The following is a 15,199-nucleotide window of genomic DNA, read 5'->3' as shown; positions in this document are numbered from 1 at the left end:
AAAGAGGACCGAACATGGGTATTTATGGGGCTATCAACTCGGCCGTTTCCGGACTGGCGGCGCAGGCCACGGCTCTGGAGAATATTTCCGGTAACGTCGCCAACTCGCAGACCACCGGTTACAAGCGGCTCGACACGACGTTCTCCGATCTCGTTTCCGGCGGTGGGTCGGTGCAGGCGCAGCAAGTGTCGGGTACGACCTTTGCAACGTCGCGTGCCACCAATACCGTTCAGGGCGATATCACCTCCGTTGATGTCGACACCTATATGGCCATCAACGGCGAAGGGTATTTCGTTGTGACGAAGGCGTCCGACGTTGTCGACGGGTCCACGACCTTTGCAGACGAAACCTATTACACGCGCGGCGGCGATTTCGAACGCGACAAGGAGGGGTATCTGATCAACGCCTCCGGTTATTACCTTCAAGGCTTCCCGCTAGACCCCGATACCGGTAACGCCATCGGTGACAATCCGACCGTGATCCAGATCGAGAACCAGCCATTGGGAGCTTCGGCGACCACCACGGTTGAATATCAGGCGAACCTGCCACGTGTTCCCGATACCACAGATTATGATGGTTCCGACGAAGATACTGCGCTGCTTGATGCAGGTGTCGGTGTTGGCAACATTACCGTAGCCAATGAGCAGGATTTCCTGGATTCTTCCATTTCCGGCGGTTCAATCACCATCTACAACCAAAACGGTACAGCGATGAACGTCGAGGTGCGTTACGCCAAACGGCTCAATGAAGATGCCGGTGTGCCGCAGAATGACACCTGGAGCATGTATATCGGCACAGGCGGTGATGCGACGGACTCCTGGTACGATGTCGGCGACATTGAGTTCGATTCCACTGGTGTTATGGGCACCCTCACGGCCGGTGGCATGACTGGCACTGCTGTCAACGGAACCGGCGACGGTTTCACCATCACTGCACTGACCATCGGTGGCACCACGGCAAACAACGTTGAGTTCTCGTTTGCCAATGGCTCCCTGACCCAGTTCTCGGATCCCGATGGAACGGCCAGCTCCGTTTCACTCGACCAGGATGGTTATCCTGCCGGTGAATTGACCGGAGTTGCAGTGGATGATGCGGGCCGCGTGGTTGCAAGCTATTCGAACAACCAGCAGCGTGCGGTCTACCAGATTCCGCTGGCGACATTTGAAGCAGAACAGAACCTGCAGCGTGTCGACGGTGCAGCCTTTGCGGCGACCGCTTCTTCCGGTGATGCGGATCTGTCCGGTGGCGGCCAGATTCTTGCCAAGAAACTGGAGCTCTCCAATGCCGATATTGCCGACGAGTTCTCCAAACTGATCATCACTCAGCAGGCCTATTCTGCAAACTCGAGGATCGTCACCTCCGCGGACGAAATGCTCGATGACGCCCTGAACATGGTCCGGTAATTCGGGCTCCGCCGGCGGGCTCAAGCCCGCCGGTTCGCCTGGTCTAGTCGCGTAAAAGGAAGGAGAAGCCGCCATGGGTCTGAGCAGTGCCATGAACACAGCGGTTTTCGGCATTACCTACAATCAGCGCCAGTTGGACGTGACAGCGACCAACATCGCGAACGCTGATACGGCCGGCTATTCCAAAAAGATTATTTCCGCTGAAGTCTTCTTCGATGGTCTCGGCAACGTTGCAGGTATGAATGCAACGGAAGTCCGGCGCATTGTCGATGAACAAATTCAGGCGGACTATTTCAACTCGCTGGCCGACACCAATTACGCCAAGCAGATCGCGGATTTCACAGATCGTCTCGACGATATCTTCGGGACCATCGGCGACAAGAGCAGCCTGACATCGCTTGCCGGTGAACTGTCCTCAAAACTCGCGGTTCTGGTGAACGATCCGGGCAATTATGCTGCGCAGAACGACGTTGTTGCGATTGCGGATGCGTTTGCACGTGAACTCAACTCATCCTACGAGCAGATTGCTGACCTGCGTCAGGAGGCCGACACTGCCCTGTCAACGCAGACGGACGCCGTCAATGGGGTGCTGAGCAGCATCGAGGACATCGACGAAGCGATCCGGGACGCGGCGCAATCGGGTATCTCGACAGCGGACATGGAAGACGAGCGCGATCGGCTGATCGAGCAGCTTTCCGCATATCTCGACGTCAATGTCTCCGAAGGTTCCAACGATACGCTGTTCATCCAGACCGCGGATGGCCAGCAGCTTTACGCGGACAACCAGGCCTCAACCCTGTCTTTCTCGCAGTCTCATTCCCTGCAGCCCGGACAGACCGGTAACTCCGTCATGGTGACAACGCCGGGTGGAACCAGCTATGACCTGATTGCCGGATCGAGATCCGGCCTCATGGTGGCCACGGCCGAACTTCGGGACGACATCCTGGTCGAAGCGCAGACACAGCTCGACACCATTGCTGCTGAAATCTCGCTGGCCTTTTCCAACGTCACCGTGGACAGCACGGCAGTGACGGTCGGCCTGGATGACGGCTTCGATCTTGATATCTCTGCCCTGCAGGCCGGCAATACCATCACGGTGGAATACACGGATACAGGCGGCACGGCGCAGACGGTAACGCTGGTCGGGGTCGAGGATGCTACCTTGCTGCCCCTGGACAATTCCGCGACGGCCAATCCGAATGACACGGTTTTCGGCATTGATATTTCCAGCGGGACGCAGGCAACAATCATCACCAACATCATTGCCGCGATGGGGGCCACCGGGTTGCAGGTCAGCAACAACGGTTCCGATCAGCTGCGGGTTCTGGGAGACAATACAGGGCCAACCACGGTTGAAAGCCTGACGGCCGATGTCACCGTCACGGCCCACACGGACCAAGGGCTTGGCCTGGCGATTTTCGTGGACAGCCGGGACGCGCCCGAACTGTTCACGGACGCGCTCGAGGACAGCGGTCAGCGGCTTGGCTACGCCAACGCGATTGCCGTCAATCCGGACCTTTTGGCAGACAGTGCTCTTCTGGTGAATTATCAGACCACGCCGACCGCCAACACTGCGAACGATCCGGCCCGCGCTCAATATCTGTCCGAAGCCTTGACGTCCACCACGACGTACTATGACCCGGGGTCGGGCATCGGCAGTTCGTCGACCCCCTTCCAGGGCAGTGTCATCGATTTCGTCAACCAGACCGTCGCCTTTCAGGGGAACCAGGCGGAGGATGCCGCCACCTATTCGGACAGCAAGGAAACGCTGACCAGGAACCTGGCGATCCGCTACGAGGAAAGCTACGCGGTTGATCTGGATACGGAACTTGCCTTCATGGTGCAGCTTGAGAACGCCTATGCGGCCAATGCCCGTGTCATGCAGACGATCAAGGAGCTCTTCGATGAGCTCTTGAACATTGTATAAGGTTTAGGTGCGTCATGCCTGTCTCTACAGTCACCACATCCCGGACATATCTGATCCAGCAGCTGGGTGAACTCAACGACTCGCTTGCCCAGAAAACAACGCAGCTTGCGCGCGGCAAGGTGGGCGATACCTATGGTGAAATCGGCGATCGCCGTCTGCTGGACATTCAGCTGACCCAGAAGGTCAGCATGATCGAGACCTACCAGCAGACCATCACGATCTCCAACCTGCATCTGCAGACGGCGACCATGTCGCTGGACCGGCTGGAAGAGCTGCGCCAGGATGCCAAGTCAGCCCTCGATACCAACGACTTCATCCTGCAGGATGACGGCCAGACCCAGACCCAGTCGCGGGCAGAGCTCTTGCTCAACGAGGCGGTCAACATCCTCAATACGGAAGTCGCGGGCTATTACGTCTTCGGCGGAACCGATGCCGTGAATGATCCGGTGGCCAGCCTGCAGGCCATCCTGGACGGCGAGAACGGGCGTGACGGGCTACGCACCTATCTGAGCGAATTTTCGCAAGCCAATCTCGGCACCAACAACAATGGACGGGTCGATACGTCTGCATTGACCACAAACTACGCCGGCGCCGTGCCAACCGATTCAACCTTCACGGTTGCCGAGGACGGTGCGCATGATTTCGGTTTCGACATCTCCTCGGTTACGTCGACGCTGACAAACGTCGCCGTCACCGGCCCGCTGGCGGCGGACCCCGACAGTTTCGACGTTCAGTTCACAGGGCAGCCCAATCTGGGTGAGACGATCTCCGTCGAGCTGACCCTGCCTCCGGACCATACGGAGACGGTCACGATCGAATTTACCGCGGCCGCAACGGCTGAGAACGAGGGCACCTTTGCCATCGGGGCGGATCTGGAGGAAACCGCGCAGAACCTTCGGGATGCGCTGGCGGCTGAAATCGAAAGCCAGGCGCAAACCACCTTGCGCGCCGTTTCAGACGAATGGGCGGCAGAGGAGTTCTTTACCACCTTTGGCGGCGAGGAACCGCAGCGCATCGATGGCCCGCCCTATGACACGGCAACGGCCTTGACGGCGGGCGGCTCGACAACCGTCGAATGGTATACCGGCCGCAACGATTCAGTGACCGACCCGCGGGACGACAAGAACGCCGTGGTCGACGGCAACCTGACGGTCAATTACGGCGTAAGGGCCAATGAAACCGCGTTGCAGGAGCTGGTGCAGTCGCTGGCAGCCTTTGTGGCCGCTGATTTTTCAGGCGGCACGCAGACTGACGAAGAATATTACAACGCGCTGTCAACCAATCTGAGGGCCACACTGCATCCACCGGGCGTGGAACAATCCGGCATCGTGGACATCGCCACCGATATTGCGATCACCCATCGCACGGTCTCGCTGACCGAAGACCGCCACGTGCAAATGAAAAGCACCTATGAAGGCACGATCGCCGACATCGAAGGCATCGACCAGGACCGCGTGGCCGCTGAAATCCTTCAGCTTCAGACCAATATCGAAGTGTCCTACCGGGCGTCCTCCATCGTCTTCAACCTGTCGCTATCCGACTATCTGTAGACGCAGGCCCGCGCACATTTTTCTCAGGATCAGCCGGCTTGAAGGAGCCGGCTTTTTCTTGTTTTGGTGATTGTACGAAGTCTCTTTTTGCTAATTTAGGTTGTCAATCCAAAAAACGTCATAGTAAATTTCCGTTGGGGAGTTTAAGCGCCGGTTTCTTGGACTTGAAATCATCTGCTGATTGCATGCGTGCCTTTTGGCTCCTGCAAATCCGTTGGTCTAATCTGATGCGGTTTTATAGAAATCGATGGCTTCTCTTGGTGATTTTTCTTGATTTTTTGTTTGGAAGAAACTGTGGTTAGACCTGTTTACAACGTTAAGCACTACGTCGAGAGACAATCTCAACAACGGGTATTCAATGAGCTTCTGGAACGCTCAGAACTTCGCCGAAAATGCGGACTGTTGTTCCACGGTGATGGCGGAAGCGGCAAGTCATGGCTCTTTGAGCACCTGAAAGCCAGGCTCGCTGAGAAACACAAGCTTGCCAGCTCTGCGGGCCTACCTGGTTTTTGTTACACTTTTCTGTCGCTCGACAGGAATAACGAGCGGCAGCTGTCTTGGTTTGCGTCCTTGAGACTGAATACGAAGTTCAATCTTGGCGTGCAGTCGCGGCTATCGTCGCAGTTCAAGTATTTTAAGCGCTTCGACACCCTGTTCATGATCTTGAGCACGCTAGAGGGGAAGGAGTTTAAACACCCAAAATATGGTGGTTTCTTCTCCCACGACAAATACGTTGCCGCCGTTGAAGAAGGGCTTGTCGACAGTTTTCTCAAGTTCATTGAAACCCCAGTCACTGAAACGGCGACGTCGAGCTTGGGGCTTGTTGCGCAAGTCGTGGAAGATACGCCGGTTAATACCTTGTTCAAGTTCTTCGGCGCGGTCGGAGAACAATACTTGATGAAAGATGCACTCAAAAAATTCGCGGTGGAGTTCGAAGGCGCCCATCTTTGGGGTGTTGATGAGTGCCTGGAACGGTTGCCACTGTTCCTGGCCAGGGACCTGAACGAGCTGGCCGAGGATTTTCCTCACAACAAAACCGTGCTCCTGATCGATGGGCATGACCGAGTTTTTTCTCATGCCAGTCCCGAACAGGGCGGTAATCTCGAACGTCTGATACGGACATTCTGCGAGGAGTTGAAAACGGGAACAATCGTACTGTTTTCCCAGTACAAGATCGACTGGCTCAAGGAAGGAAAAGCTCTTTCTGAAATGAACGAAACAGGACAGGTCCTGCTGTCTTCGTCGTCTCAGGATTATTTTGGGGCCGGAAAAGGAGCCCCCCTGCGCTCAGCCAGCGACTGGGAAGACGAAGCGTCCTTTGGGAACATTTTCGACCTGCCGTTTGCAAATGGTTCTGAACAGGCGATTGAAGACACCGCTGGCTCCAACCCCACATCAGGGGAGGGGTCATTCAGTGAAGTGGTTCTTGTTCCATTGCACGGCTTTGAAACACGCGCCGAGAAGCTCGATCTCGTCGCCAGGCTGGGTATGTCGGAACACCTTCACTGTCCAGCCATGGAAGGTATCCTCGAAACGACATCATTGCCCTTCGAATTACATGCAAAGCTGACCTACCTGAAAGAAAACCTGGGGCGGATTTCGGGTGACAAGGCAAAATTTTTAAACTCATTCAGTCTTCTTTTTGAAGAAATCATGGCCAACAAGCCGCAAGATGAAGCACGGATTCTAAAATTACTTTGGTACCTCACAGCATTTGATCGGTCGATTCTGGAAACAATTTGCGATTCTTTGAATGTTGCTGTTCACCAAACCCTTTTGGATCACGTACTTGGCAGCGGAATGATTGTCGAAGCGGATGAGCCGGGTTACTTCAAGGTTGAGCATCACTACAAGAAACTGCTGTGGGACCTTCGCAGGAAAGAGGGGGGAAATCAGGACCAGCAGTCGGATTCTCGCGCTGACTACCGGCTTGCCGATGATCGTGTCATCCTCGCGGACGCCTTGCAGCGCCACATTGATCAAAAACGAAAAGAAGTGCCCTTGCACCAAATGGCAGTGCCCGTTGGCGATCTGTTAAATTCGTGCGTTTTGTCAGGAACTTCCAAGTCAAACACTGACAAGAGACTTCTTTCTGGAAGATGGCAGACCGAACAGCTTTCCAGAATTTTCAATACCTGGTTCGATTTCCTGGAAGACACCATTCGTCAGGAAGCGCCGAGCCTCTGGCTTAAGAAGATCCTGGGATTGCGCAAGTGGGCGCTGTCGCAGATCCTACTCTCCAAAGACAATGACAGGCCCCATTTGGCGGCCTTCGTTCTGCTGTTTGTGCGCGCCAATGAACTCGCAGCAGAAATTTCCTGTACAGCTGGCCGAAGATACGAACCGGCTGATGCGCGCGATTATCTTTTCGATTCCCGGGAACTGCTAACTCATCTGGCCGAGAAGCGTTTTGTCAGCCCGTTGTCACCTGCCATGAATCGGTACTGGCTCCTGCGAACGGAGCTATTGGAGAACCGGTTGTCGCCGCATTGGAGCAATGCCCGCGGCGCGGGGTATCTTGGGGCGTTGAACCATGGTGTCAGCCTGACCCAGACCTTGCGTTGCCTGGATGATTTCAAAGCGTTGATCAAGGCAACTGAAGGTGAGATCGATCAAACGGTGGAAAGGCATCACCGCATTCTGGAAGCGCGAATTCTGTCAAGTGTTTCCAAACAGTTACGTCGGTCAAGCTATGCTTCATCAAGGAAATTCGCCAACGAGAGCAAGGAAATCGCGCATAAGCTCTATGCCGATTTTCCCGCTGACCTGAGTGTGGTCGAAGAGCTTGTGGACAACGACCCCGACGTCGACAATGGCGCACTTTCTCTCGAGGACTATTCCGCAACGGTCAAAGACTTGAGCCGTTTCGTCGACCGAGGCCATCGCAGTCAGCGCATAGTGTTCTGGCTTGAAAAGGCGAAGATCCGGCTTGCGCGAAGTTACATCGCAGAAGCAGCTGACAACGAAACAATGCCGGAAGAGGCTGACAGGCTTCTGAAGGAAAACTACATGTTCTTGGCAGAGCTTGTTGCGAACCCCAAATCCGCCCCTTTTGAGTTGTTGCGGCTTTACATCAAATCCGTCAGAAAAACGGCCGAGATTTATAAGGGAATTCGAGGTCATTTTGAACCCGAGGAACAGGGCATCGACAGCGATCTTGTTGTCGGAGTTGTCGCAAATGTAATCGAGACCTTGCGCGAGCGACAAATTCATCTTGGCCACCCCGCCTTCCATGAAATCAACCGCCTGGCGCAATTGAATGCTGCGCTTGCCAGGCGGTTTTTGGAGGTCGTCACCACAAATGCCGATCGGATTGAAGGCGAACTTGGCAAGGCGCGTTGGCTCATTATCCTTGCAAAGCTCTGGCGGACGCATCTCCGGGCAGAGGGAGGCGCCAGCCTTGAAAATCCTGTCTTTGTCGACGCGATAAAAGCGATCGATCTTTGTCCAGAGGAACATGAAGAAGCCGCCAAATTTGCGTCCGCGAGGAAAAATTTTGCAGGTTACGTGCTGGAAGCACAGATCCGCCGTGCGGCGGAAACCGGCACCTTTTTTGGCAACGGCGAGGGGGTTCTGGAATTAAGAGACAATTGGTCCGGAAACGAACTCGCAAAATTTGTCGGACTAGCTGCCGACATCTCGAGTGAACACAGGCAGGAAGCAGTTCGGCTCTTGGAAGAATTTCTACCTCTGGTGCTCGACGCTCAACCGCTCGACTTGCGGAGCTACTCTGAAGGGATGGTGCTCTACTTGTCACTCACGGAGGAGCCGCAAAGAAAGCTCGATGTCGAACCGGAAGCGATCAGCCGGCTCTCCATCGACTTGGCAGATAACCCGAGTGAGCAAAGTGGTTACAGCGCTCTATTCGCTGCCAAAACATATCAGGCTCGGCTGGAACAGGAGTCGTGGGACCGGGCAACGCGCATCTTGGCTGCAGCCCTGATCAGTCTTGAACCCGAATTGCCTGCAGACAGCCAATTGCGGCATAAACTCCGCAGGGAATATGCAGCCGCAGTCTGGCAGGGGTTACAGGCTCAGAGGGCAGCCAAACGCCAGCAACTTGTTTCGCGAATTCCCCCGTCTGAGGGCTGGCTCGAGACATTCGCTCAAGGAAGCACCGAGACCTTTGTCGACGATTTGCTTGACGTCCTGTACCGGTTCCCCGTTCCGCCGAAACCTTATCCTGGAGACCTGCTCGTTGCAGATTTTGACGAGATAACCGAGAAGCTGGCAACGAATGGTCCAGGCAATCAGCCAGGTAAGGCGATTGTCGGCAAGTGGGGTGGCCACGAGGTGTCCCTGGCATCCAACCTGATCTCTGTGCAGGAATATCACCGGTTGCAGGTAACAGGCGAGGAAGACAGAGAGACTGGTCCGGAGGAGGAGGGGCAGCCGGACCAGGAGGAAGCGTTTGGCGAAACAGCGGTGCCCTTGTCAGAAGCGTTGGCGGGAGCTCGAGAGACGGTTGAACCGCCAAGTCGGTTGCTGGTCTCCCTCATGAAGCCAAGACTGGGTTTTCTGCCGGTGTCTCAACGAGGGTGGCAGCATGTCATGGCCGCCTTCGATCTTCTGTATCCGGGTGTAATTGGCAACGGTGCTATGGGGTCTCGTCTTGCACTCGGAGCATCGAACTCGTGGTTACTTTGTTTCCTGCCACTTGAACACAAAACGGTGCTCTTGAGTGGCGACGGTTGGTTCCTGAATGCGCTTAAATCTTCCTTGGGCCTGCGTAGAATAACGTTGAGCCAAACTTCTCCTCTGTCGGGGAGGCAGGGCAAGATTGCCGAAATCGAGGAGTTCAGGAAGGTTGCCTACAAGTCCTTGAGCCTGATTGAGCTTACCGGCGGAAATGCACGTTTTCTTGGAGACGAAGAGGAAAACAGGGATCCGAGAAAAGATCGAACCTTCATTTCGATGTTCAAGAAGCTGTTTCCCGGTGTAATGCCGAGAATTTCAGGACCGGATGGCTTCTGGGTAAGGAGCGTTGCTGGCAGCGAAGGGCAGGCCTTCGAAGAAAATCTAGATCAGCAGATTACAGAATTCGAGCCGGAAGAGCTCGACACACGCCGCCGTCAAAGACTTGTTGTTGAACGCCTGAAGGGACGTCCCGGAAGGGTGCAGGGTGCCGAATTGGCGAATGAGGACGGCATTCAGGTAACGCTGTCAGCAGATGTGTTGAGGAGAAGTGGCCTCGTCATTGTCTTGGGACAATCCCTCTGGTGCAAGGTCTACAGGGACGGTGAAACTTACAGAGTCAGCGATGTGAAGCCGTTCCACATAGCTCACAAAGATCTGGAGGAATTCACGGTCCTTGATATCGACAGGTCTGCGCAACGGTTCAAAATTCAGGTACCTATGGATTCCCGTCAGCTTGACGTCAATGAATTCGCGACAGTGGAGGGCAACTTGCAGTTTGCCGAAGTCGCAATACATCGCAAGTTGACCGTCGGAGATGTCTTGCTGTGTGAAGTCAGGCGAGATGATGCTGACCTGCCCATATTGACCTATGTAAAAGGTCCAGGAGGGGAGCAAAACCTGCTGACACGGCAAGACCTGACCGTTCTGAACTTCTCCCCCAAAAATGATGCCTATTACCTGGAGGGCGAAGGTGTCGACCGACTGGTCAAACTGCCCATGGCCATGCTGAGGCGCATTGGCTACCACAGGCTGCAATCCGGTGACGCCGTGTCGGCGACTGTGCGCAGCAACTGGCGTTTCCCGGTGGTTAGCCGGCTGTTGGAATGCAGTCGACGAATCTACTGGGACATTGAGGGTACCATCAAGTGGGAGCTGGAACCTGACGGCGGTCGGCGTTGCTGGCTGGTCGAAATTTCGCGTCCTCAGGACAGGGGCCTGAAAAAGGGCTTGCAGCCGTTGTTTCTCCATGAGGCTGCGCTTCCTCAGCTTTACAAGTTTCCGTGTCTGCCGGAAGGCGCAAAGGTACATTTGACCATGCAAGAGGAGCCGAACAATCGGTACTCCCTCACGCGTGTGCAGCACATGGATCTTCTTGACCAGGGACGCTGGATCCTAGGGGAAGTGAGCAGCGCCCAGGACGGGAACCTCCTTTTTCTGAATTTTTCTTACAATGGCGAGCAGCTCAGTGCGCTAATACCTCCTCAGCTGCATGATTGCTTTGGGCATTTGGACCAGTGCGAGGCGATCTGGAAGCGGGCCAAGATTGCGGCCACACCAAAAGGATATGCCGTCTGTGATCTGCATCAGGTGCCTCGTATTCCCGGTCCATTGGCAAACGGACGAATCGTGCCCTTCAGAGAAGGCGCGCCATATGCCTTCGAAAAGAACGGGCGCTTTGGTTTTGTAGAACTCGAGGATGGCACACGCATCAAGCTCAGCCAAAATGCAATTCTAGATGCGGGACTTCCCGACCGGCATATTCTTGGCCTGCCCGTGGCTTGCCAGATTGCTGAGCTTGGAGACAAACGCTCCATCAGTTTCGTGCAGTTCAACCATAGGGAAGGGCACAACGATTTGATGTGCTATTTGCTTCCGGCACGAACCGGGGCAGAAGGCAGGGTTCTGCAAAGCGCCAATGGCGATATAAAGATCTTCGTGCACAAGAGCCATTATGCCTACAACTGGCTTTGTGATGAGATGCCCGGACAGTATCTATCGGTGAAGGCCTATTTGTACGAAGGCAAATGGCGGTTGCTGGATGCAGTCCGGGAAAACGAACGTGCGCCCTGGAAATACGGGTTTTATCAGGGGCCGCGTTCCGAAGATCAGGATGGTCAGCTGGTCGATGAGATGCTGTTCCGGGTGTTGGGCGCGGAAGACCGTGTTTCCTTCCCCAGGTGGATGCTCAGGGAGAGGGGGGCTGATGATCTGAAGTTTGGTGACAAGGTTCGCTTCACGGTCCTGGAAACCAAGTCCAAAGCCCTCACACCGGGTATGTTCGAACGCGCACCGCACGACGATGACTGGTTTCACGAGGGGTATGTCGCCTTCTACAATCAGGAGAAAGATTTCGGCAAAATCGTTATGATCCGTGACCGCAGTGCCGAAATCCGCTTTAACGCAGCTGCATTCCAGGTGGAGGCGGACAAGATTACGAAATCCATGCCGGTGGAATTTTCGCTGCAACGGGACAATCGCACGAACTTGCAAGTGTCGCAGGCCGTGCGGAGGAACATCAAGAAGTTGCCGTGGACCGAAGCCTCGCTCGACAGCCTGAATGAAAATCCAAGTTACGGTTTCGTTGAAATTCAAGACCCTGACGGTGAGCGGGGCCAAGCTTATCTCCCGGCAACACTGGTTGAAATGCTCGGATTTGATGACCGTTTCGGCCCCGGCGCACGGCTGTTTTGCCAATTCCTCCCGGGAGCAGAAAGGCCAAGTGTCGTCAATGCCGTGATGGTTCCCGAAGATGGTCTCGCTGACAATGAACGGATACTCGTGGCCAGCTTTGGCAGCGACCAACGACGTCCCGGTAGATTTACTGATCTTTTCACCGGGGATGAGTTTTTCGCATTGCCCGGAGCCTATCTCAATGAAGAGGAAGGAGACATGACGGTTCTGCGGGACGAGATCGTTCATGTAAGTACGCGTCAGGATGGGCAGGCAATGGTGGTGGACGCGATTTTGTCAAAGATCGGAAAAGCTACCGACTTTTCTCCGAAACTCGATGATGTCAGGCAAGAACCCGGTGAAGCAGGTGAGGTGGGCTGACAACAAAGGCCGGTCGCTTTGAGCGCCGGCCTTGATTGTGGCTTGCTGGAGGGAGATTTACTCGGCGTCGGCCGGTTGGGATCTCAAGCCTTCCGCAATTGCCCGATTGATGTTGATGAGCACACCGATCTTGTTGACGTCGTCGGTCGTGATGATCGACATCGTCTGCTTGAAAACAAACACGCCCAAGGTGGCAATATTGTTCTTGATGTCCTGCGGCAACTCGCTTTCCGCGCTTGTTGCCGAGGTTACAAGGATTGTCCAGAGCTTGCGGTTATAGACCAGCGCATCATCTTTTTCGGCGAGTGAGGACTCTTCCCACTCATCCTTGATCAACTGAAGCCGTGCTGCGGCTTTCATCAGCAGATTTGCTTCCAGTTCCCGAGGCGACACCGCTGCCACCTGGCTTGTCTTCTGGTAAGCCTGAGCTGCCTGCTTGTACATGACTGATCAGCGTCCCTTCATACTCGATGAGCTTACGTGCTTCTTTCAGAGCTTTGTAAAAGGCGCCGGTTAGGATGGAGTTACTAATCCTGGTAACGTACGGGATCGTACTCGGCGCGGCCTTTACAATATCGTTGACGAGAGTGAAGTAATTCTCCTGAATTCTTTCGATATCCGTCGATAGATACATCAGCTGAACGGCTAGATAGACCCGTTTTGCCGGTGTATCAGCGGTGGCCGGAGTGAGAATATCCTTTTCTCGAAGAATGGGTGCCTGGCCTTCGATAAACAGGCGCGTGCGCTGATTATCATTGGTAATGACACTGTCTCCGATGATAATTCTTTCGCCCGGTTTTAGCTCGACCTTGAGCGCCATTCCGTGACCTCCAAGCGTGAGTATCGCGGTGAAACGTTAACAAAAGAGTTAACGCGCCTTCCCGATACCTTAATGTTTCCTGCTGCCGATGTTAACCGAACAGGCTCAGAACACTCTGATCGGCCTGGTTGGCAAGCGACAGAGCGGTCGACGACAATTGCTGGCGGGTCTGAAGCGCCAGCATGTTCGCGCCTTCTTCGTTCATATCGGCGATGGTGAGTTCACCTGCGCCGACCTCGAGCGTGTTGATCAGATTCTGTGTGAAATCCGTTCGAATTTCAACGGTGGACAAGGCGGTTCCCATGGCCCGGGCCGCTGATCGGAGCTCGTCCAGCGCCGCGTTGATGGCTTGCAGCGTCCGGTCGATATCCGTGTCGGTCTTGAATTCGGACGCTGCTGCCGACAGCCCGACTGTGCCGCTGCCCGTTGCCAGCGTTGCCCTGTTGAAATCGGCATTGCTGCTGCTGATGTCGAACGACACCTCACCGATCAGCGAGATGCTGCCGCCCGAGAAGGTCGCGTCGAGGCCTTTCACGTTGTCGATGAACGTCACCAGGTCGCTGACGGTGGTTTCTTCGTCAATCTCAATCGATGCCGGCTCGAAACCGTTGCCGTCGGTAATGGTGATGGTGTCACCCGCCTGGAACCCACCTGAGGTGATCAGCGTTGCGGTTGAACTCAGGGCGGAGACGGTCAAAGTTGTCGTTGTGCCGCCGGTGTCGCCACCGTCCGTAATCGCGCCGCCGCCTGTTGCGTTTTTGGATATGTAAAGCGGGTTGTCGAGACCGGAGGTGATGGTAATCGAATCTGTTGCTTCATCGAAGCTGGCCTGCACACCGTTCAAGCCGTTGAGTGCATCGACATAGTCCTGGACCGTTACAATGTCCGTGCCGACTGTGAAGGTGGTGGTGCCGGAGGAATCCGTGACGGATACCACGTTGGTATCGGCCCAGTCTGTCAGTTCGTTCAGGTTCGAAGACGCCTGTAGCCCGCCCAGGCTGAGCGTGGTCGTGCCCCCATAAAGGTTGAAGGACGCCGTGCCTGTGCCGCCTGTGTCGAGGTCGTCCAGATTAAGACCGTCGTCCAAAGTCGTGTCGGTGAAATCGACCGGGTCGACCGTCAGATTGGAGGTGCTGTCCTCGTTGAAGATCACTTCCAGCTCGTTGCCGGCGCCTGCAAGAAGGTTCTTGCCCTTGTAGCTTGAGTCCCGGGCCATGTCCTCAATCTGCTCAAGCAGGTCATTGTACTGGCTGGTGAACAGCTTGCGCTCATATTCGCTGGACGTCTGCAAAGCCTGGTTGGCGATGGCCTTGGCGGACTCCACGAGTTTTGTGATGGAGGTAATGCCCTTGTCGGCCGCGCGGATGGTCTGAACCGACTGGCCCATATTGTCGAGCAGGTTGGTCAGATCGCTCGCCCGGTCGTTCAGGGACTGCGCCGTGAAGAAGGAGTTCGGATTGTCGAGCGCCGTGTTGACCTTCAGGCCTGTGGCCAGTCGGGTTTGCGTGACCGATTGCAGATCCGCCGTCTGTTTCAGAGACAGGAGATTGTCCCGGACAGCACTGGAGAGAACAATATCAGGCATCAGACTTCACCGCTTTCCTGTTCCATACGCGTCGAGAGAGCCTGCCGAGCCGTCAAGTTGAGCAAACGCCCTCTTCGTAAATCTAAATGGAAAGTTAATCGCTGATGCATCAGTTAACTTACTGTAAATAAAAGTTACCAAAAGGTTTCTTTTAAATATCTGATTCTAAATGAGATTTTTTCCTCTCTTTTCTGAGTCGCGAACCCAAAAACAAAAACGGCGGAC

Annotated in this window: 7 protein-coding genes; 4 read left to right on the top strand and 3 right to left on the bottom strand. The window is 55.0% G+C overall.

The window, feature by feature from the left end:
* The first annotated feature begins 14 nt into the window (after positions 1 to 14).
* The 4 genes from ACO6TG_RS05015 to ACO6TG_RS05000 all read left to right on the top strand — a co-directional run bounded on the left by ACO6TG_RS05015 (position 15) and on the right by ACO6TG_RS05000 (position 12,569).
* The gene (locus ACO6TG_RS05015) at positions 15 to 1,403 is read left to right on the top strand and encodes a flagellar hook protein FlgE (RefSeq protein ID WP_422377160.1); all 1,389 of its coding nucleotides are present in this window, start codon (positions 15 to 17) and stop codon (positions 1,401 to 1,403) included.
* Positions 1,404 to 1,476: 73 nt separating this feature from the next.
* Positions 1,477 to 3,330: a flagellar hook-associated protein FlgK gene (locus ACO6TG_RS05010; protein ID WP_422377159.1), complete on the top strand. Its 1,854-nt coding sequence runs from the start codon at positions 1,477 to 1,479 to the stop codon at positions 3,328 to 3,330.
* A gap of 14 nt (positions 3,331 to 3,344) precedes the next feature.
* Positions 3,345 to 4,880, top strand: coding sequence for a flagellar protein (locus ACO6TG_RS05005; protein ID WP_422377158.1), 1,536 nt, complete (start codon positions 3,345 to 3,347; stop codon positions 4,878 to 4,880).
* A 294-nt stretch (positions 4,881 to 5,174) separates the two neighbouring features.
* The gene (locus ACO6TG_RS05000; RefSeq protein ID WP_422377157.1) at positions 5,175 to 12,569 is read left to right on the top strand and encodes a hypothetical protein; all 7,395 of its coding nucleotides are present in this window, start codon (positions 5,175 to 5,177) and stop codon (positions 12,567 to 12,569) included.
* Positions 12,570 to 12,626: 57 nt separating this feature from the next.
* Here the strand turns inward: ACO6TG_RS05000 and flaF are convergent, their stop codons facing one another.
* The 3 genes from flaF to ACO6TG_RS04985 all read right to left on the bottom strand — a co-directional run bounded on the left by flaF (position 12,627) and on the right by ACO6TG_RS04985 (position 14,974).
* Positions 12,627 to 12,962, bottom strand: a complete 336-nt coding sequence (gene flaF, locus ACO6TG_RS04995) for a flagellar biosynthesis regulator FlaF (RefSeq protein WP_422377156.1) — start codon at positions 12,960 to 12,962, stop codon at positions 12,627 to 12,629.
* Positions 12,892 to 13,389, bottom strand: a complete 498-nt coding sequence (gene flbT, locus ACO6TG_RS04990; RefSeq protein ID WP_422377155.1) for a flagellar biosynthesis repressor FlbT — start codon at positions 13,387 to 13,389, stop codon at positions 12,892 to 12,894. Before flbT ends, flaF begins: the two co-directional genes overlap by 71 nt.
* A gap of 91 nt (positions 13,390 to 13,480) precedes the next feature.
* Positions 13,481 to 14,974, bottom strand: coding sequence for a flagellin (locus tag ACO6TG_RS04985; RefSeq protein WP_422377154.1), 1,494 nt, complete (start codon positions 14,972 to 14,974; stop codon positions 13,481 to 13,483).
* Positions 14,975 to 15,199 lie beyond the last annotated feature (225 nt).

The organism is Roseibium sp. (assembly GCF_965233565.1).
In the GTDB taxonomy this organism is placed as follows: Bacteria; Pseudomonadota; Alphaproteobacteria; order Rhizobiales; family Stappiaceae; genus Roseibium.
This window is presented reverse-complemented; position numbering and strand designations above follow the sequence as displayed.

Excerpts from the sequence above, each read along its gene's own strand:
- ACO6TG_RS05015 (WP_422377160.1), top strand. The coding sequence starts at position 15 with ATGGGTATTTATGGGGCTATCAACTCGGCCGTTTCCGGACTGGCGGCG.
- ACO6TG_RS05010 (WP_422377159.1), top strand. The coding sequence starts at position 1,477 with ATGGGTCTGAGCAGTGCCATGAACACAGCGGTTTTCGGCATTACCTAC.
- ACO6TG_RS05005 (WP_422377158.1), top strand. The coding sequence starts at position 3,345 with ATGCCTGTCTCTACAGTCACCACATCCCGGACATATCTGATCCAGCAG.
- flbT (WP_422377155.1), bottom strand. The coding sequence starts at position 13,389 with ATGGCGCTCAAGGTCGAGCTAAAACCGGGCGAAAGAATTATCATCGGA.
- ACO6TG_RS04985 (WP_422377154.1), bottom strand. The coding sequence starts at position 14,974 with ATGCCTGATATTGTTCTCTCCAGTGCTGTCCGGGACAATCTCCTGTCT.